Origin of the sequence: Nostoc sp. CHAB 5836 (genome assembly GCF_020829445.1) — a bacterium.
Taxonomy (GTDB): Bacteria; Cyanobacteriota; Cyanobacteriia; order Cyanobacteriales; family Nostocaceae; genus Nostoc.
On record NZ_JAIVFV010000128.1, the window covers coordinates 1 to 20,020 of the forward strand.

Annotated in this window: 13 protein-coding genes and 2 pseudogenes; 4 read left to right on the forward strand and 11 right to left on the reverse strand. The window is 43.1% G+C overall.

Annotated elements, in window-relative coordinates; all coding sequences use genetic code 11:
- The 3 genes from LC605_RS22380 to btpA all read right to left on the reverse strand — a co-directional run.
- Positions 1-1,561 (reverse strand): CHASE2 domain-containing protein (locus LC605_RS22380; RefSeq protein WP_229549721.1); only part of this gene is annotated, 1,561 nt, incomplete at its 3' end.
- 412 nt (positions 1,562-1,973) lie between these two features.
- Positions 1,974-2,957: a vitamin K epoxide reductase family protein gene (locus tag LC605_RS22385; protein WP_229549722.1), complete on the reverse strand. Its 984-nt coding sequence runs from the start codon at positions 2,955-2,957 to the stop codon at positions 1,974-1,976.
- Positions 2,958-3,355: 398 nt separating this feature from the next.
- Positions 3,356-4,204 (reverse strand): photosystem I biogenesis protein BtpA, encoded by an 849-nt coding sequence (gene btpA, locus LC605_RS22390; RefSeq protein ID WP_229549733.1) that lies wholly within the window; start codon positions 4,202-4,204, stop codon positions 3,356-3,358.
- Positions 4,205-4,952: 748 nt separating this feature from the next.
- Between btpA and rimO the strand changes: the two genes are divergently transcribed.
- The 3 genes from rimO to LC605_RS22405 all read left to right on the forward strand — a co-directional run bounded on the left by rimO (position 4,953) and on the right by LC605_RS22405 (position 8,850).
- Entirely contained in the window at positions 4,953-6,272 is a 1,320-nt protein-coding gene (rimO, locus tag LC605_RS22395; RefSeq protein WP_229549723.1) for a 30S ribosomal protein S12 methylthiotransferase RimO, read from the forward strand.
- Positions 6,273-6,548: 276 nt separating this feature from the next.
- A complete protein-coding gene (locus LC605_RS22400) occupies positions 6,549-8,081 on the forward strand; it encodes a DEAD/DEAH box helicase (RefSeq protein ID WP_229549724.1) in 1,533 nt (510 codons plus the stop codon).
- A 190-nt stretch (positions 8,082-8,271) separates the two neighbouring features.
- Positions 8,272-8,850: a Uma2 family endonuclease gene (locus tag LC605_RS22405; RefSeq protein WP_229549725.1), complete on the forward strand. Its 579-nt coding sequence runs from the start codon at positions 8,272-8,274 to the stop codon at positions 8,848-8,850.
- A 124-nt stretch (positions 8,851-8,974) separates the two neighbouring features.
- On the opposite strand, the gene LC605_RS22410 is transcribed toward LC605_RS22405, so the two are convergent.
- The 4 genes from LC605_RS22410 to LC605_RS22425 form a co-directional block, all read right to left on the reverse strand.
- The gene (locus tag LC605_RS22410; protein ID WP_229549726.1) at positions 8,975-9,922 is read right to left on the reverse strand and encodes an aldo/keto reductase; all 948 of its coding nucleotides are present in this window, start codon (positions 9,920-9,922) and stop codon (positions 8,975-8,977) included.
- A gap of 373 nt (positions 9,923-10,295) precedes the next feature.
- Positions 10,296-10,520, reverse strand: a complete 225-nt coding sequence (locus LC605_RS22415) for a hypothetical protein (RefSeq protein WP_229549727.1) — start codon at positions 10,518-10,520, stop codon at positions 10,296-10,298.
- Between the two features lie 236 nt (positions 10,521-10,756).
- Positions 10,757-11,641: a YsnF/AvaK domain-containing protein gene (locus LC605_RS22420; RefSeq protein WP_229549728.1), complete on the reverse strand. Its 885-nt coding sequence runs from the start codon at positions 11,639-11,641 to the stop codon at positions 10,757-10,759.
- 746 nt (positions 11,642-12,387) lie between these two features.
- Positions 12,388-13,281, reverse strand: a complete 894-nt coding sequence (locus tag LC605_RS22425; protein WP_229549729.1) for a DUF2382 domain-containing protein — start codon at positions 13,279-13,281, stop codon at positions 12,388-12,390.
- A 348-nt stretch (positions 13,282-13,629) separates the two neighbouring features.
- On the opposite strand from LC605_RS22425, the gene LC605_RS22430 reads away from it, so the two are divergent.
- The gene (locus LC605_RS22430) at positions 13,630-14,364 is read left to right on the forward strand and encodes a DUF1995 family protein (RefSeq protein ID WP_229549730.1); all 735 of its coding nucleotides are present in this window, start codon (positions 13,630-13,632) and stop codon (positions 14,362-14,364) included.
- A 374-nt stretch (positions 14,365-14,738) separates the two neighbouring features.
- Here the strand turns inward: LC605_RS22430 and LC605_RS22435 are convergent, their stop codons facing one another.
- The 4 genes and pseudogenes from LC605_RS22435 to accD form a co-directional block, all read right to left on the reverse strand.
- A complete protein-coding gene (locus LC605_RS22435; protein ID WP_229549731.1) occupies positions 14,739-17,768 on the reverse strand; it encodes a zinc-dependent metalloprotease in 3,030 nt (1,009 codons plus the stop codon).
- 572 nt (positions 17,769-18,340) lie between these two features.
- Positions 18,341-18,565 (reverse strand): annotated as a pseudogene (locus LC605_RS22440) (ABC transporter substrate-binding protein); the annotation flags it as partial.
- 128 nt (positions 18,566-18,693) lie between these two features.
- A pseudogene (locus LC605_RS33360) lies at positions 18,694-18,831 on the reverse strand (ABC transporter substrate-binding protein); the annotation flags it as partial.
- Between the two features lie 218 nt (positions 18,832-19,049).
- Positions 19,050-20,000, reverse strand: a complete 951-nt coding sequence (accD, locus tag LC605_RS22450; protein ID WP_229549732.1) for an acetyl-CoA carboxylase, carboxyltransferase subunit beta — start codon at positions 19,998-20,000, stop codon at positions 19,050-19,052.
- Between the last annotated feature and the right edge of the window lie 20 nt (positions 20,001-20,020).

A 20,020-nucleotide genomic window follows, 5' to 3' on the forward strand; every position in this document is an offset into this window, starting at 1 on the left:
GCGATCGCTTAGTGGCAATTTGATAAGTTTGGCCATCTGCACTTGTAAATTCTTCTTCATGTTCCTGCGGTTGCTGAGTCTGAAAAACAAGATCATCCTGTTGTCGAAACACATCAGCTTCATATTTAGGGAAAAAGTCATAGTCTGACTTTTCAATTAACAACTTGTTCGGATAACCGATAAATCGACAATACGCCTCATTTAAAACAATCCACTGGTGTTGTTCATTTTTCACGAAAATGGGATCAGGAATCGTGTTAATTACATGATGCAAAAAGTCTTTGGAACGCTTCCACTCTTCCTGCATATGGGCAATATGACTAGTTATCCAAATAGCCGAACTGCCAAAGCTAAACAGTGAGGGAACAATCGGTATCCACCAACCGTACAAGAAATCAAAGTATGTACTCAGCGTCAATACAAAGCAAGAAATTAGGAGACTGAGGAAGTTCCTAGTTGGGTGTCGTATCCGCCATGTCATCACGGCTCCCAGATAAGACCAGGCAAAAACCCACAAGTATTCCACCAAGTCAGACCAGACTTTGAGTAATGGTCGTCCATCAACAGCAGCAGAGATTAACTCACTAATAAAATAAGCTTGCAGTTGAATACCAGGTACAGGCTTTGCCGTACCCATTAGACTGCTGGAGTAAGGAATGAATACAAAATCCTGGAGACTGGGTGCGGTGCAACCAATCAGTATAATTCGATCTTTGATTAAGTTTTTTTTGACTTTATTAGCCAGTACATCTTTCATCGATACCTGGCGAAAACTACAAAATTCTCCAGATGAACTTTGACATTTGGGTTTGGGAAAATTAGCCAAAATTTGGTAGCCTCTAGCATCAGCCCCCACATAAGCACCATCATTAGCTTCAAAACGAGTAAATGCTGCCTTACCCAATTGCAAATATTCTGGGTTGCTTTTTGCTTTGGTGGGAGTAATTCCCTTTGACTTTAAATACAATAAGGCCAACTTCAGAGCAAAACTTTCGTGTACTTGATTTTTAACGTGCCAATACAACAAACTGCGGCGTACTTTCCCATCAATATCATACAGCACGTTGTTAAAGCCGACTTGACCGTGATTCAGCCCCAGTGGAGGCAAAACACTCAAGTTTTTGTTTTTCTCATTTGCTAGTAGCTCAATGCCAATCAAGTTGGGCATTGACTTGTAAACATCACGCAGTTCTTGATTACCAGGTTCTACTGGCAAATTTCTGTACATATCTAAGCCGATAGCACGGGGTTTGTGGACGTTTAATTTTTCCAACAACTCGGCAATCTTCTGATCTGGAATCGGCCACGAACCTACTTCGCGTAAATAGTCCTCATCAATCACTACGATCGTAATACGTTCTTCTGGCGGTTCATTTGGACGTAAGCGAAAAAATTGATCCAAAGCTGCCAACTCCAAAGATTGGAATAATCCGATGGAGTGCAAAAGCACGACGCAGACTGCAACACTGACCGCAGTAACCAATTCTCTGTGTCTTCGACTAAGGGTTTTGTAAAGTTCATCTTTGGACTTTACAAAACCCTTGCCTGGCTGCTGATTCATTGCCATTATCTAGTGCTAAAAAACATTTAATTTGCATAATCGAATTAAATATAACTCTTGTGGGGTGGGGAACATGAGCGCCCAGTATATGCAATTTAAATGTCCAACAGCTTAGAGGATGTTTGAAAAGTCCTCTTCTTGGTAGCAAAACGTTCTAGATCCCCCTAAATCCAGGCCACTTGCTTCACTTGGGGAGACCCCATACTTAACAGTGGACAGTGAACAGTTATCAGTAATCTATTTATCTCGCAAGTTTTTGCCTACGCCGTACAGGTGTCAGGCGTTGGTGGCGCAACTTTGATCCCCCACCATAGGGCTGATAATGCGGATACTTGATAACTGTTTTAATTGCGCCGACCTACTTAGGCACAATTCATCAATTGTGCCTAAGTCATTTTCACTCCGATGTCTATTACTTGAAATACTTGAAGTTACGAGGCCCTGTGTAACCAGAAACTTTCGCTAGTTCCTCTAAGTTTTGGACTCCGCTATAGCTTTTATCATTGATGATCCAAGTGGGGAAGCCTTCAATTTTTGCGGCTTTACACAGTTCTGGTTGAGCTTTGAGTCCATCGGGAGCGCACTCTACCTTAACATCATTATTGATTATTTCCTCGGCTTGTTTACCAAAAAGCAGCTTTTGTTCATGGCAGTGAGGACACCAGTAAGCACTGTATTGCTTCGCGCCTACCTTCGCCAGATGCCGTGCTAAGGCTATTTCTGCCTCACCAGAAGTAGTGGTAACTTCCCAACCGAAGGGTGGGTTAGGGTCTGTTTTGGGAGTAAAGGTAATTTTTGTGGGTTGTCCAGGAGTTGCAGTTGTAACATCTGATTGATTCACACCAGCATAAACGCCTAAAGTACCAATCAGCGTTACCATCCCGACAATAATAGCGGTAAAAAAGATTTGTCCAATATCCTCCCAAGTTCGACCGATAATCGTCAGTACTAAAAGACTCACAGAGAACAAAGCTGAACCGATACAGTAAGGACAAATAACTTTGATTTGAGATGTCAGCACATACATTAAGTAGCCGCTAAACACAGACATAGCGATCGCACCCGCCAGCAGCAGGAACCACGTCCAATTTTCCAATTGTTTGCGGCTATTATTTTCCCCTGATTTCAATACCAAGGGAGCCAAAGCAAATATCATCATACTGGTGTATGCTAAAAACCCAAACAAGGCTAATGGCTGACCAAAAACCGTTGCCCAAGGACTGGAAAGCACATCATTACAGCCCTTAGCACCAGCCTGTGCCACACAGGCGGCACTGCCTCCAGTTAACTTTTCGATAGTGAGATAACCTGTTATCAAAGCACCACATCCAGCGATCGCGGCAATCAATGGACGTGACCATCTATGAATCCAAGGAGTAGAACGGCGGCGAATCATAAATATTAGAAAATGGAGAATGGGGATTAGTAAAAGTTAGGAGTTAGGAGTTGAGAGTGAGGAGTTAGGAGTTGAGAGTGAGGAGTTAGGAGTTAGGAGTTGAGAGTGAGGAGTTAGGAGTTAAGAGTGAGGAACAAATAATTTAAAACTCCTAAGAGGATGTTTTAAAGGTCTTCTTGTTGGTAGCAAAACGTTCTAGATCCCCCTAAATCCCCCGATCAATTGCGGGACTTTAATTCTTCCCCCTTTTCAAGGGGGGTTAGGGGGGATCTAAAAGTGCCTATAATCACAGCTAACTACTTTTCAAACAACCTCTAACTCCTAACTTTTAACTCCTAACTCCTAACTCCCAACTCCCAACTCCCAACTCCCAACTCCTAACTCTCTTTCCCCACTTTCTAAGAATGTAACTTTACTTGTGCTGCTGATTTGCTTTCAACTTTAGAGTTCCAATTGCGACGAGCAGCTTCCACAAATTGACTGACGCGAATTGGGTCAATTGGTTGCTCTATTCGTCCATGACGTTTCAGGGAGCTAGAAACTATGACACCATCTGCTGCCTGCATCAATGTATCAATATTTTCCCAATCGGCCCCGCTACCGACGAACACTGGCGTGCCATTTGCTGCACCACAAGCTAGTTCCAAATCTTCTAAGTTAGGAGGACTACCAGTAGCCCACCCGGATAAAATTACCCCGTCTGCTAAACCCCTTTCAATGGTGTCTTTCACGGCGACTGTGAGATTTGGAGAACTCAAAGGACGGGCGTGTTTCACCAACACATCGGCCAGGATTTTAACATCACAACCCAACTCCCGTCGATAGCGCAGTAGTTGATGGGCTTCTCCCTCAATTAATCCTTGGTCAGTTGCCATCACCCCTGTGAGGACGTTGACCCGGATAAATTGCGCGTGTACACAGCTAGCGATCGCCATTGCGCTTTTGGCGTCGTTTCGCAAAACATTTAAGCCTATAGGCAAAGTTACCAAATTCTGTATCCGTTGCACCACAATGGTCATGGCACTCACAACCACTGGATCGACTTGGTTTTTGGTAAATGGCGCGTCGAAAAAATTCTCTACAATCAGCCCGTCAACCCCTCCACTTGCCAGGGCTGCGGCTTCTTGTTCAGCGCGGTCAATCACCGCTTTTAAACTACCTCCCCAACGGGGTGAGGTAGGCAGTGGTAGCAGGTGAACCACGCCAATAATTGGTGAGCGAGTTTTAAATATCTGATATAAGTCCACGTCTTTAATCCGCCTCGCAAAGTCCAGAGTCCAGAATTTTTTGACTATTGAACGCCAGTTCAACGCCACTTCCCTTAACAGAGCCAACCTCTATAGGGGGTAGCTCTTCAACGGGGGAAACCCCGCACGTGACTGGCTCCTCTTGACCCTTGACTTTTGATTAAATAGTCAAATGTGTTTTCTGATAGTCGGTTTACTGCCTCTTTCCTCAGATGGAAATTGGCGTAAAACGTCCCATAAGATATGTTAAGATAAAACCTGGCTACAAGAGGAGTTTGCCACTCACTAGACGCAAGGCAGCTTTCCGTGGTTTAGGCGTCTTGTCCGCGCACAGTCGTAGGACTTGCCAATGGCCAGGGTAGTATTACTGCTTTATAGGCGTAGTCGCTTTCGTCGATTTCCCTGAGGGTAGCGACTTCTCACAACAAGCCCTTTGGGCGGCTTCCCGATGGGTAGGTTAACAACGTAGGCGCTGCGGTAATGTAAAATAGCAATAGGCGAATTGTTAAAAAAGATTACAAGTGTCAAATGTACCCAAAGACACTTCAATTTACCCTGGGGAACAGATTGATAAAAATATCATAACATGGCCTCTGTTTCTATTATTAATGGGGTCAGAAGTCCACCGACAGTTGCTGACAGTGGGAATTTGCCACTGTACTGTTATTAGAAGGATAGTGATCGGAAAAAAGCGAAATTAGGGCTGGGATGTTTGACTACAAGAAAAAAATGAAGATATTTTCCAAATATGGGTGACAAGCCAACAATTGCCATTTCTCACCTGGGCTGCGAGAAAAATCGAATTGATACAGAACATATGCTGGGAATGCTCGTAGAAGCAGGCTACGGTGTAGATACAAACGAAGAGTTAGCAGATTACGTTATTGTTAATACTTGTAGTTTTATTGAAGCGGCCCGGCAAGAATCTGTCAGAACTTTGGTAGAACTGGCAGAGGCAAATAAAAAGATCGTCATCACTGGCTGTATGGCACAACACTTCCAAGAACAACTTTTGGAGGAGTTACCTGAAGCAGTAGCGGTGGTGGGTACTGGCGATTATCACAAAATTGTTAATGTAATTGAGCGTGTTGAACTTGGCGAGCGGGTTAAACAGGTTAGCATTGAGCCAACCTACATTGCCGACGAAACTACACCGCGCTATCGCACTACAACCGAGGGCGTAGCTTACCTACGAGTTGCAGAAGGATGTGATTATCGTTGTGCATTTTGTATAATTCCTCATCTTCGAGGGAACCAGCGATCGCGTACTATTGAATCTATAGTCGCCGAAGCGGAGCAGTTAGTTAGTCAAGGGGTAAAGGAAATTATTTTAATTTCCCAAATCACCACTAACTACGGTCTAGATATTTACGGTCAGCCAAAATTAGCCGAATTACTTCGCGCTTTGGGGAAAGTAGATATACCGTGGATCAGAATGCACTACGCTTATCCCACGGGACTAACCCCAGAGGTGATCGCAGCGATTCAAGAAACACCCAACGTCTTGCCTTATTTGGATTTGCCCTTGCAGCATTCTCATCCAGATGTTCTTCGGTCCATGAATCGTCCTTGGCAAGGACGCATAAATGATGGGATTATTGATCGCATCAAAACGGCGCTACCAACAGCCGTCTTGCGGACAACATTTATTGTTGGTTTCCCAGGAGAAACGAGGGAGCATTTTGAGCATCTACTAGAGTTTGTTCAAAGGCATGAATTCGATCATGTTGGTGTCTTCACCTTTTCCTCTGAGGAAGGAACCCCAGCTTACAAGTTGCCAAATCAATTGCCCCAATTGGTGATGGATCAGCGCCGATACCAACTTATGGAAATCCAGCAACCGATTTCCCAAAAGAAAAATCAACAGGAAGTAGGCAAAATCGTTGATGTCCTGATTGAGCAAGAAAATCCTGAAAGTGGTGAATTAATCGGTCGTTCAGGTAGATTTTCCCCAGAGGTTGATGGTCTGGTGTATGTCAAAGGCCAGGCAAAATTAGGAACCATCGTGCCAACAGCGATTCACCACGCTGATACATACGACCTCTATGGTCAGGTAGTCAATAACTAAATTGTCATTTGTCCTTTGTCCTTTGTCCTTTGTTGAATGACCTTTACGGATTCGCCCTTATTCTGAGGTCAACGCTGCATTAATGGCAGTTTTCATGGGGGTTTACCTGAGATGCTGGCGGACTCGTTGGCATAGCCTCCCCAAGAGTTGAGCCTGTGCCATCGCCCTTGGCTCACTAATAACTAATAACTAATGACTAATGACTAATGACTAATGACTAATAACTAATGACTAATGACTAATCCAAAAATCCTTACAAAAAATTTAGGAGAATTAATGACTCTTTCATTTCAAGAATTAGGCATTTCCCAAGAACGTGTCGAACAACTAGAAAAAATTGGTTTTACCGAACCAACTAACATTCAAGTACAAGCAATTCCCCAATTGCTAGCCGGTCGTGATGTGGTAGGTCAATCTCAAACTGGAACAGGCAAAACGGCAGCATTTTCACTGCCAATTTTAGAGCGGCTAGATATTAATCAAAGAGCCGTGCAAGCCATAGTTTTAACACCAACTCGTGAATTAGCGATGCAAGTTCACGATGCGATCGCCCAATTCATCGGTAATGAAGGATTGCGGGTATTAGCAATCTACGGTGGTCAATCAATTGACCGCCAAATGTTACAACTCAAACGTGGCGTTCATATGGTTGTGGGCACTCCAGGACGGGTGATCGATTTGCTCGATCGCGGCTGTTTAAAGCTCGATCAAGTCAAGTGGTTTGTGTTAGATGAAGCTGATGAAATGTTGAGCATGGGCTTTATTGACGATGTGGTGAAAATCCTCTCGCAAGCGCCCGTAGATCGGCAAACAGCTTTATTCTCGGCAACAATGCCACCATCGATTCGGATGTTGGTGAACAAGTTTTTGCGATCGCCTGCGACTGTCACCGTCGAGCAACCAAAAGCTGCTCCCAACAAGATTAATCAAGTAGCTTATCTAATCCCCCGCCACTGGACAAAAGCCAAAGCTTTACAGCCAATTCTGGAAATGGAAGATCCAGAAACAGCTTTAATCTTTGTCCGCACCAGACGCACAGCCGCCGAACTCACCAGTCAGTTACAAGGAGCTGGTCACAGTGTAGATGAATACCACGGTGACTTGTCACAACAAGCGCGGGAACGGTTATTAAGCCGATTCCGTAACCGTCAAGTTCGCTGGGTGGTAGCAACTGATATTGCCGCACGAGGATTAGATGTCGATCAACTCTCCCATGTGATCAACTACGACTTACCCGATAGCGTAGAAACTTACGTCCATCGCATTGGTCGTACTGGTCGTGCTGGTAAAGAAGGAACAGCAATTTCTCTAGTTCAGCCATTTGAACGCCGCAAGCAGCAAACATTTGAACGTCATAATCGCCAAAATTGGCAATTGCTGACCATTCCCACACGCGCCCAGATTGAAGCAAGACACATTCTCAAGTTGCAAGAACTAGTGCGAGAAGCTTTGACAGGTGAGCGTTTGGCTTCATTCTTACCCATAGTTAGCGAACTGATTGAAGAATACGATGCTCAAGCGATCGCCGCAGCTGCACTGCAAATCGCTTACGATCAAACTCGTCCCGCTTGGTTGAACTCAGACGTGGAAATTCCTCAAGAGGAATCTTCTGCTCCCAAACCAAGACTAGGTAAGCGTCGTGAATCTTCTAGCGATCGCCCCCGTTCTGCGTGGAAATCAGATAGCAGCAATGGAGGAGAAGAAAGACATTCTTCTCCCAAGCCAAGACTGCGGACAAGTGGCCAGGAGTCTTCTGTATCCCCTAGTAAAAAGCTAGGTTCACCTACAGCTAGAGAATCAGCTTCCTAGTCAACAGTTAAAAGTTAATCAATTTTGGATTTGAGATTTGTTCTTTAATCCAAAATCCAAATCTCAAATTGGAGAGTTGAGAGTTAAAAGTCAAGATTTTGACTTTAGGCTCTTGACTTTTTGGCTTTTTGGGTAATTTTTTCTACCAGTTTGTAGGAAGATAAATTAAAGATGCATTCTTCGTGGTCTTATGTTCACTATTCCAGACTTAGAGCAACTACAAGCAGAGCATCCAGAATGGCAGATGGAGCTAGTAGACGGAAATATAATTGTTATGGGGCCATCAGATTATGAGTCAGAAGAAATAGGTATAGAGTTTGCACGGCAGATGGGTAATTGGGTACGCCCACAGAGATTAGGACGAGTGACTGGTTCTAGCGCTGGTTTTATTTTACCGACATTAGAAACTGAAAACGGGAAAGAAGCTGATAACGAAAAACGAAATCTCCGCGCTCCCGATGTATCTTTTGTTCGTGCTGATAGACTAAAAAAAAGCAAGCGCGACTTTGTGGAACTGGTGCCTGACTTGATGGTAGAGATAAAATCTAAGTCAGACCGGATCAAGCCACTGGTAGAAAAGATTCAGTTATTCTTACAACTTGGCTCTACAGTTGGTATCCTGATTGATCCTGACAAATTGACGCTCACAGTTTACCGACTCAACCAAGAACCAATAGTTTTGCAGGACAATGACAAACTGACACTACCAGACTTATTACCAGGTTGGGAGCTAGTAGTGTCAGAAATTTGGCCTCCTGTGTTTGAGTAAGTAGGTCGGCGCAATTAAAGCTAACTGGCTTAGGTTGTCATTTGTCCTTTGTCATTGGTCACCAGTAAAGATTTTAAGGCTATTTACATTTCGTAACATACTTTGATTTTTTCGCGCCAACTTACTACAGCCAAGGACGACTAACTAGTTCTAACTCTCCAACTTCATCGTCGCTCAATTTCCAGCCTAAAGCACCAGCATTCTGCCGTACTTGTTCGGCTGTCTTCACCCCAGCAATGGGAATAACGTTCCCCTGAGCAATTAACCAGTTGAGAGCAACTTGAGCAGGGGTGCGATCGTATTTTTGTCCGAAGTTACGTAGTAAAGATATGACTGGACCAATTTTTTGCAGACCTTCTTTCTGAAATCGCGGGTCTATTTTCCTCGCACCAGTGGGGGTTTCAGCGTTATCGATACTGTACTTGCCTGTAAGTAATCCCTGTGCTAAAGGACTATAAGCCAAGATAGTTATACCCAACTCACGCGCAGTTGTGATAATACCTTTGCTTTCAACTTGGCGACTGAGTAAAGAATAGCGCACTTGGTTGACAGCCAAAGGCACTCCACGGGTTGCCAATATTTGATGCGCGTCTCGCATTTGCTCTGCTGAGTAATTACTCACACCCACTGCGGCAATTCTGCCGAGTTTCACTTCATCAGCTAAGGCATTCATCAAAGTTTCTTGGCTTAAAAAGAAGGCAAAAGGCCAATGCACTTGATACAGGGCGATTCGCTCTAATTGCAAGCGTTTGAGGCTTTCTGTTAAAGCATCAGAGACGGATTGAGCTGTAAATCGCCACGGTAGAGGGCCAAATTTTGTGGCGATTTGTACAGATTGTTGTGTCTGTTGCAAAAATTGTCCTAAAAATTTCTCTGATAGCCCCATTCCATAGACTTCGGCAGTATCAAAGAAGGTAATACCAGCCTCTAAAGCTGCTGTAAAGGCTTCTTGTAACTGTTCTGAACCATAGCGATCGCCATAATTCCAAAAGAGTTTATCACCCCAAGCCCAAGTGCCTATGCACAAAGGTGTAACGACTGGGCCAGTTTGCCCCAATGTGATATTTCCCACGCTTACAAAATTTAGTTTATTTACATTTCTTTACTTTTATAGCGTATCGTTACACAGAAGATTGGATGCTCCCCGTTGATGTAAGTAGGTCGGCGCAATTAAAGCTAACTGGTCAAGGCTGTCATTTGTCCTTTGTCATTGGTCACTAGTAAAGATTTTAAGGCTATTTACGTTTCGTAACATACTTTGATTTTTTCGCGCCAACTTACTTAGTATTTTCACGGTGCGATCGTCAGTACTTGACAAATTCCACCTGAGAATAAGTAAGTGGGCGCAATTAAAGATAACTGGTGTCCTTCGTCATTTACAAGGGTTTTAAGCCTATTTACGTTTCGTAACATATTTAGGTTTTTTCGCGCCAACTTACTTGTATTTATGAATTAGATGATTTATCCTGCTTGGCTTTTTTGATTAATTCCATGTAGACATTAACCTCACTAATTTCTAAATCATGCTCAACTCTGGTTACTTTCCATTTCTCCTTTTTTAGGTAAACTTCCTCTCCTACTCTGGGAGTAAATTGGAGGTCATAGAACTTTTTTAGAAAATCTTTTTGATTCTCTTCCCATAATATTACTTTGACTGGTTCTTTACTCATTGCTTATGCCTTTTTAGTTACTAGATGAAGCTAGGTATTTGATGACATACATACAGCAAGTTTAGCTTACTAATTCAATGGAATAGCGTAGCTAAAACCACATTTTCACATTGATATTTTTATGTACCTTGATTGCGTCTGGTAAAGTTACAGCGCAATACCATCACTCTAGTAAGTATTACTCTTAGATTTACTTTAAAATCGGTCAACCCTCTGTGCTTGCTGGAGCGCGATCGCTAGAACAGAGATTTACCTTGAGAACAACGGTCAAACCACTCCTGGTATTTTTTCTGGTGTGACTCATCTTCAACAGCAATGGTCAATCGCACTTGCTTGCATCCGTGATTTCGCTCTAGTGCGATCGCATTCAACAATAGACTAGCAATTTTAGGGGAGCTAAATTCGCCGCTTACAGTTAAACTGCTGTCAAAATGTGTAGATTCAAGTTTTTGTACCTCGGTCAAATCAACACCAGCAATTTCCCCTTCTCCTAAATCAATTTCTGCCAGTTGTCTGTTTTCTGGGCTAATTTGTTCCACAATCAGCTTTTCACGCCGGACAGGAACTTGTATCATCCGCGTTTCGATTACTTTGCGAACGATCACCTCACCAATTTTACGCTTACTGCTTTCAACAACTAGACGTTCTTCTAATAGACGAATAATCTGTTCTTCAGTAGCCTGTTCTAAATTTACTGGCTCAACTGGGCTATTTGTAGTTTGATGGTTAGCTAGTTGCTCAGTTGAATTTTCTGATAGTGTGTGTTCGCCTGGTGTTTCTGTTTCTAAATATTCAGGCATATATTCGATTTCTGATTTGTTTAAGTCTATGAAAACAGATCTAGTTGACTTATGGATTTGTTTTATTTTCTGGCTCTGCAATCGAAATAAAGAAGGATGTCTTTCAGCTAACTGCTGACCATCTTCTACAGTTTCTTGATTCGCCTGTTTAGATATAACTAAGTTTAGCCGTCGATTAGCATCCACAATTAAATCATGGACTACTCCTACTAGCTGACCTTGCCTATCGATGACAAGATAATTATTCACCTGATCTTTCAAATTTGCTAGTGAGGTACTAGTGTGAGGGTTTAAATTTCCCTGTCCAATGTTTTTTGTCATCGGTGGGCTATTCATATGTAAAAATTATGAACTCCTTTCTATTTAGCTAAATTAAATGTATTCAGCATTTGGATAGCATTTAGAAAATTGTTTGCGACGAATGTATTTATCTCACCTCTATCCAGAGCAATATTCGCAATCAGGGCTATTTAATTCTAGACATAAACATTTCCTGCTTCTCTCTTCTCTCTGTGTTCTCTGCGCCTCTGTGGTAGCCTGCGGCAAGCCGCTTTGCGTCTACGTAATAAAAAAGAGTTTCAGCCCTTTTGTGAAGCGTATTGGTCTTTAGACTACTTTCCCCATTGTACTCAGAATTAATTCTGAAGCGGGCTAGATGAGAATGAAATAGGCCTGTATTCGCAATCCAAAATCTCAAATGAGATGAGCATTATAAGCACAGGTAAAGCTAATTAAAAGGGAGTATCCCAAATATGCAAAAACCTTGATAGCCCTCATCCCCTAACCCCTTCTCCCAAACATGGGATTCGGGAAACTAGAATTATGTCTCCCCTTTCCCATCTTTGGGAGAGGGGCTGGGGGTGAGGGAAAAGATTTAAGCTTGCATTGGGATGCTCCCAATTAAAAAGCCTCACCTGCACTAGGTTGAATTAATTATAGGAATCCATTTTGATTCCTAAATCACTCATAGAGAGAGAACAGGGAAAAAGGCGTACTGAGTTTTGTTCAAAAATCAAGTAGCAGTCCTAATATTTGGTCATTAGCTACTAGCTCATGACTATATTTTCTTAGCGTTCTTCAACCGGAAGATTACCAGTATTTATGTCTAACTCTTCACGACGCACGGTTTCTTGAGTTTCAACTGTGTCATGGTCTACCACTTTTCTAACTCGAACTTCTTCGCGCAAAAATGCTTCTTTGCGAACTTCAGGAGTTTCTTCGTGGATTTCTATGCGAGCAACTTCGCCTTCGCGGAAATCTGCTTCGCCCCCAGATACGGCGGTACCTGCATCTGCTGGAGTTACACGCTCAATCACAACTCGTTCTCTTTCTACCGGCACTGCAATCCGTGCAGTATCAGTCTCAATGTGCTTACCAATGGTTACTTCTCCAGTTTTCTGGCGTCGTTTACCAGCAATTAGCCGTTCTTCATACAATCTCAGAGTTTGATGATCTTGCTCATTTAACCCGTATAAAGAAGGCTCATTTTCGTAAGTGTAGCTATCAGGAGCGTAAGTAGGTGTAACCGACTGCTGATAGGTTGTATCTAGTGGCGTTGTAGCTTCCAATGGTAATGATGCATCTAGAGGTTGGGCGTAGTCTGTAGGTTGGCGATATACCCCACGCACCCGTTCTTCATAGTCGTAATCAAGGGTTTCGCGTCCATTGAACTCAGGTAAATCTTCTGCTTGCTCTCTAGTTAAGCCAATTGTGTAGACGCGATCAACGTTATAGTCAATACGGGCACGACCAATTGGGAGTAATACTTTCTTACCAAAAATCCAGAAACCTAAGTCAACAACTAGATAGCGGAAATGGCCTTCCTCATCGACTAAAACATCACTGACAGTGCCAACTTTTTCATCAGTTGCTTGTGTATAAACCCCAAGTCCATTAATGTCGCGACCTTCAAAAGTATCCCGGTAGTTAGGCTCAAAATCTTCTAATTTGTAGAGAACCATTATATCTAAACCTCAAATCAAAAATTTTCTTCTCATCTCTTAATAACTAAATTAGACATTTCTTTATTTATATACATCCTTCTGCCGAATGAACTATTTCCAGAATTAAATAATCAAAAGTTATAGATGATTTGATGGATAATTTATTTTTTGGAAGTCCCTAAAAAACCAGATTACATACTGGTATAAAATATTTTCTTCAAATCCTTACAGCGATCGCCTGCTGTTGGCAAAATCCCTCCCTACTCCAATGAAACAGCCATACTTTTTAAAGCTGCTCTTGGGTAAGTCCTAATTAAGAGCCAATACTGAAACAATGGGAGTAGACACTACAGCACCATGCAGATTATGACTGAACTTCCAAATAGTCTTGAAGATGCGATCGCCCAATCTCGTGTAGCCGTTGAAGCTGCCCTTGCAGATGGTTGTACTCGCTTACAAGTTGAGTTCCTGTTCCCAGAACTAAAGTTTATGCCGGTGGCGGAACAATTTCTGCCGGTGTTTACAGAATATGATTCCCGTCTGAAGATTTTCTTTGCTGACGCTGGGGCTGCGGCCCTGGCCCGCCGCAATTGGGCTGATGTGCCATTTCAAATTTTGGATATTGGGACGGGTAGGGCTGCTTCCTTGCAGACAAAAATTCAGCCAGAGGATGAAATTTTCTTGTTCATCGCCCCCACTTCGGTAGAAGTACCACAGTTGGAAAAGCTGTGTGAAGTAATAAGCGATCGCCCTTTAGTCTTGTTAAATCCCCGCCTAGAAGATTCTGGAACTGTGGGTATTGGTTATACAGCTAGAAAAATCCGCGATCGTTTTATCAGTACCATTGAATCTGCCTATTACCTGCGCCCCGTAGACGATCAAAGTGCCCTATATCGCTGCTACCCAGGTCAGTGGGAAGTTTGGCTAGAAACGGGCGGTGAATATCAAAGAATTGCCGAATTACCCACAAAACCATCGGGTGATGAGTTGGATCTGATCCTGATGAAGGGACAAGCGCAAACAATAACAGACGGGACACCAGCAAGAAAGCCCAGTGTGTTTAAGAGTTTGCAACGGTTTTTAAAGGCGTTGAGTAGTTAAGAAAAGTAGAGGTAAGTAGGTTGGCGCAATTAAAGTTAACTGGCTAAGGCTGTCACTTGTCATTGGTCACTTGTCATTAGTAAAGGTTTTAAGCTTATTTGCGTTTCGTAACATACTTGACTTTTTTCGCGCCAACGTACTTAGAGTATGTCTCAAAAGTATCAAATATTTGTTGATCCCCCCTAACCCCCCTTAAAAAAGGGGGGAATAAGAGTCTTAAAGTCCCCCTTTTTAACGAACTTTGGGGGTTTAAGTCAAGAGTCTCTACAGCCAGCGCGACTTGAACGCCTAAGCTAAATCCCCGTGACAAAACCTAATTACGAATTACGAACTTGTACTGAGCGTAGCCGAAGTATTACGAATTACGAATTATTTTAATTTCCTTGTAACGGCGCATTCAAGACTTTCTCAATGCGATCGCGTGTTTCTAATAAGTGTGCTTTGGTGTATTCATCCTCGGAATTAACCTCCTTGAGTTTCTCATCTAGTTGTTTGAGTTTATACCAAGCCAGAGTGCGAGCATCTTCGGGAACATATTCTTCTTTTCGCAACACCATAGCCGTCAAAATGTTCAGGTATTGCCGTTGTAAGCCTCGCCGTAAACTGGCAATCTTCATTGGTTTACCTTTTGGTTTGATTACTTCTGTCCAAATACCTGATTGTAAAGTGTCAAATAATTCCGGCAGAGTCAATGCATTTTCGGGCTTCGTTTTGAGTTCAATATCCTTGAGGCGAGAGAGGCGATCGCCTGAAAGTAAATCCCGCAACACAGAACCTTGCATGAATAACACCAAGTCATGAATGGGAAAATCCAAACGGCCAACTCGCGGCGAACTACCCCAATGCCGCCAACGAGAAGGTGCTAATTTATTCAGTAATTCTGGTGAAAAACTCAGGGCATCTTCTGCAAACACATATTTTTGCAGCGTTTCTAAAGCTTGCCGTTGTTCTTCCACTGATACTGGCTCAAATGGTAAACGGTGTTGGCCGACTCCAGAGACTTTTTCGGAGGCGATCTCGCTGGGGTGGATGCGATAAAAAGATTGTCCCCCGATGTATTTTGTGGTGTAATATATTTGCTGGAAGTAATTACCCAATACGGTGGTAAAACGTTCGCTCACGTCGCTGTAACTATCACCAGCCATTGGGAAACGCTTATCGAGACGTTCCCACATCACCCGCGAATTATTCAACTGCCACTGAGAATAAAGCAGCACATTGCCGCTATTATCCCAAGCATTGGCAGTTGGGTCAAGGTCATATATATCTTCATCTGTGGAATAACTCAACTCTGGTTTGTAGGATTGTGCAGCAATTTCCTCCAAAATCGGCTTTTCTGCTATGGGAGTTGATGTTTGAATTGGTATGTAGCCGTACTTAATGGCCCATTCATCATAAGATCCCACCATATTGGGAAAATAATCTCCCTGTTTTGTACCTTGAGGGGCGATATTTGGGGGAATATAGTCCATCACAGAAGTTGTCAGACCTTTAGTTTTGGTAATTTCCGTATTATTCATCTCCTCTGGTGCTAGCAGGGTACTACCACGGAAGTTATGGCGTAAACCAAGAGTATGCCCAACTTCGTGAGCAATGATTAAACGTAAATATTGATTGATATATTCTTTCACCTGGTCTGGAGTGGCCATAGTATCGGGCAGCAGTGACATTGCCAATGAACCAAAGGCAAACTGGTTAGCAGCTTCCATGCCGTAGCATAAATCGTACTCGCCTGCCATTTTCGATAAACGACTCAATAACCCCTGTTGCCCTTGTATCTGCTGCGGCGTACTATTGTTATTGGCATCTATACCATTGGCGCAAAGTAGGCGATTTTGCATCAAAGCGGATAAAGTAGTGCGATTTTCTCTTTGGCTGGGTTGGACGATTTTGCGATACTCATTCTTGAGTGCCCTTACAAAGCTGGCATCTACAAGAATGTCTGCATCCAATATTTCCCCAGTTAAAGGGTTAACGCGGGACGGCCCCATTGCAAAATAACCATCTACTGTATTAATCCAGCGAACCGTGTTGTAACGAATATCTCCTGGATCCCATGTGGCATCATCTGGCATTTGGCGCACTTCAATTGCATCCTTGAATCCCGCTTTCAGAAAAGCTTTGTTCCACATCAGGATGCCTTCTTTCATCGCATCGCGGTACTCTAAAGGCACAGCGTTATCAATCCAGAAGACAATCGGTTTTTTGGGAGGAGAAATTACTGCTTTCGGGTCTTCTTTTTCCAAACGCCAGCGATTGATGTAGCGGACAAAAGAATCGCCGCGATCGTCTTTGGACAAATCTTGGTAGGCGGTAATGAAATAGCCGATGCGATCGTCAGCAAGGCGCGGTCGATAATCTTGATTGGGTAGTTGGGAGAGACTGTAGTGAACGCGCAGGGTAAAGCCACGGTTGTCAGCTAGGGAGGCAAAGCTTGCTACTTCACTGTCGCGGTCAACGCCACCAGAGAAATTCAAAACTGACTCAATTTCTAAGTTTTGGGGAAAAACTTTCGCATTACCAAAGTAAGACTGGTCTGTGCTTCCTGGTACTCCTAAACTTACAGATAATCCAGCTAAGTCTGTAAGTAACAAATCGCCCAAGTCAATGAGAATAGTTTTGCGTTCTGGATGAATGCTTTTAATGGAAATGTTGTAAAGAACAGAGTCACTAAAAGACCGGGCTAGCGATCGCGCTTGAGGATCTCCCTCACGAGTACGAAAATTAACATTGCGGATCACAAAGTTTAATTTATCATCCACTCGCTCGAAATAAAACAAAAAATCTTGCAGAGGCATACCACTGTAAATCCCCCGTTCGCCAATGCCTGATTCCAGGGTTGCTGTAGCTAGGTAATTTTTATTAAGTTGCTCTGGTTTAATTTCTAGATAAATTTTATTCTTTTCTTTATTGCGATAAATGGTAAACAATCCCCCTGACTTTTGGGTATCTTTGACTACTTCGTCAAATGGCTCTAAATCATCCTTTGCTGGTGGTTTTCTCGAGTTAGGCTTTGCATTAGGTTTTTCTGGGGGTTTTGCAACTTGCAAAAATGGTTGATACCCTGCTTTTTTAGAATCTTTTACTACCCAAATAAACGGTTGAGGCTGTACGTGTTTATTTTGATTGACTACCCAAACTTGCCCTGAAGGTAGCCTCTGTTTCTGGGAAATATTGATCTTATCTGGCGATAAGCCTGAGATTTTAGTTGAAGAAGTTTCTGTAGTTAACTGACTATTGGATTTATCTCCACTTCTGGCTGTAACCAAGCCTTCTACAACCCTATGGTTGGCTGACAACTCTGTCTCAACTCTGTTAACAAACGGTGACTTGGCGCTAGCCGTTGCTATTCCTAAAAACAAACCATGTAACAAAATTATATAAAACGTTAATCTGTTGTTCATCTTATCTATCCCCAATAACTATCCCGGAGTTAATTTTTAACTTTTGCAAAGCCATGCAGCCAGGCCTCAGCCCACACTTCTCTACGGGGGGCTGCGCCAAGAACAAAGCCCTTTTACCACCGTAGACATCGCCAACTCATGATTTTTGGAATATAGTATTTATTTATACTCTGAATTTTGAATGATGAAAAGCAAGCTAGCTAGGAGTTACGCAATAACTCTCTGAAACTCTTATTTCTTGGCGTACTTGGCGTACTTCTCCCAGGGGGAGACGCTACGCGATGGCGGTTCGTTTTTTCATGATTTTGCGTAAGTCCTGCTAGCATTGAATTCCGATTCCCCCCAATTTATCGGCTACCGTGTATACACAAGTTGGCAGACCTCTCCCCAAACCCCTCTCCGACACGGAGAGGGGCTTTGAAGATTGGCTCCCGAACGCTACAAGGGTTGGGGCTGTTCTCGTTAGGTCTGAGAGCGCTTTGAGCAAAATAAGTCACTTGTGTATACACCGTAGGCTCTTCGGGAGGCGTTGGGGGTGGGGTGTTAGGGACTTTTGCAAGAGGTCTTATGCATTACTCCATTGCCTTAATTTGCTGATTAGCTTCTCTTTGTGCCCGCGCGATCGCCTGCTTTAATGGTTGTTGCCCCAATAAAGCGCTGACAAACTGGTTATCAAAATTATTGACGATCGCACCTGGATACTGACCTACCTGCCACGGTGTAGCATAATCAACTCCCGCCACTAATGGCGATCGCAGTGCGTCTTGGTCATAGCCCAAATTCTTTGCCACTGATTTAAGTAGGTCGGCGCAATTAAAAATAACTCGTGATGGCTGTCATTTGTCCTTTGTCATTCGTCCTTGGTAAGGATTTCAAGCCTGTTTACGTTTCGTCACATAGTTTGATTTATTTTCACCGACTTACTTAGTATCTGCCTTAATAGTTTTTGCTCAACAGGAGACCCTCCCCAACCACTGAGTTTAATGGTGACTGCGGTAGATGCTAACGGTTTGCTTGGTAATTGTAGGCTTTGACAAGCAATAATAGCGATCGCGATCGCCATTACTAATCCCAAAAAATTAAATAATTTTTTGTTGATCACAGACACTGAACAATTCAAAATTCAATCCTTTAATTCACGATCAGAGTCTCTCAAGGGAAAAGCACTATATCACTCGCGTTTGCGGTTCGTTTTTTGATTATTTTGCGTAAGTCCTATATAAGATAAGAGTGAGGAGTGATGAATTTTTTCACTCCTGACTCTTCACTTTGAACTTTTGACTATTCTGCGGCGCTAGAAGTTAAAGACATTGTTTCCCACAAAACCATATGAGGTGTTGTTAGTACAGGCTGGTGTAGGGCAATCAGCTGCGCTAAGGTATTCTTTAATTGAGTGCGGGGCACGATATCATCAACAAAGCCATGCTGGAGCAAATCTTCAGCAGTTTGAAAATTATCGGGTAGTTTTTCCCGCAAGGTTTGCTCAATCACTCGCCGACCGGCAAAACCAATAGTTGCCTTGGGTTCTGCCAAAATGATATCACCCAACATTGCAAAACTAGCGGTAACACCGCCCGTTGTGGGATTGGTCAAAACGGGAATATATAATAATCGCGCGTCTTGATGGCGTTGTAGGGCTGCGGAGATTTTCGCCATTTGCATCAAAGAAAGCATTCCTTCTTGCATTCTCGCGCCGCCGGAGGTGCAGATGATAACTACAGGATACCGCCGTTGAGTGGCTTGCTCAATCATCCGAGTGAGTTTTTCTCCCACGACCGAACCCATACTACCACCCATAAAACGGAAGTCCATAACCCCAAGGGCAATGGGCAAACCATTGATTTGACCTAAACCAGTGTTCACCGCGTCTATTAAGCCAATTTTATCTTGTGTTTCCCGGAGGCGATCGCTGTAGAGTTTGCGATCGCGGAATTCTAGGGGATCCGTTGGACGCAAATGCTCGTCTAAAGGTTTCCAAGTATTATGATCTATCAATTGACGGATGCGCTCATCGCTATCTACCCGATTGTGATGACCACATTCGACACAAACCATCTGATTGGCTTTCAGGTCTTTTGTATATGTCAACACTCCACACTTAGAACATTTGTGCCATAAACCATCAGCAATTTCACGTTCTTGGCGTTCGAGACTAGTAGATCCTGATTTCCGTCGATTTGCAAACCAATCAAATAGAGACTTTAAACCACGCGATTCTTCGTTGTTAGCCATTTTTTATTTTATTTTAAGTG

Coding starts and splice junctions, on each gene's coding strand:
- LC605_RS22400 (WP_229549724.1), top strand. CDS start 6,549: ATGACTCTTTCATTTCAAGAATTAGGCATTTCCCAAGAACGTGTCGAA.
- accD (WP_229549732.1), bottom strand. CDS start 20,000: ATGGCTAACAACGAAGAATCGCGTGGTTTAAAGTCTCTATTTGATTGG.
- LC605_RS22385 (WP_229549722.1), bottom strand. CDS start 2,957: ATGATTCGCCGCCGTTCTACTCCTTGGATTCATAGATGGTCACGTCCA.
- LC605_RS22420 (WP_229549728.1), bottom strand. CDS start 11,641: ATGACAAAAAACATTGGACAGGGAAATTTAAACCCTCACACTAGTACC.
- rimO (WP_229549723.1), top strand. CDS start 4,953: ATGGGTGACAAGCCAACAATTGCCATTTCTCACCTGGGCTGCGAGAAA.
- LC605_RS22415 (WP_229549727.1), bottom strand. CDS start 10,520: ATGAGTAAAGAACCAGTCAAAGTAATATTATGGGAAGAGAATCAAAAA.
- LC605_RS22405 (WP_229549725.1), top strand. CDS start 8,272: ATGTTCACTATTCCAGACTTAGAGCAACTACAAGCAGAGCATCCAGAA.
- LC605_RS22425 (WP_229549729.1), bottom strand. CDS start 13,281: ATGGTTCTCTACAAATTAGAAGATTTTGAGCCTAACTACCGGGATACT.
- LC605_RS22435 (WP_229549731.1), bottom strand. CDS start 17,768: ATGAACAACAGATTAACGTTTTATATAATTTTGTTACATGGTTTGTTT.
- LC605_RS22430 (WP_229549730.1), top strand. CDS start 13,630: ATGACTGAACTTCCAAATAGTCTTGAAGATGCGATCGCCCAATCTCGT.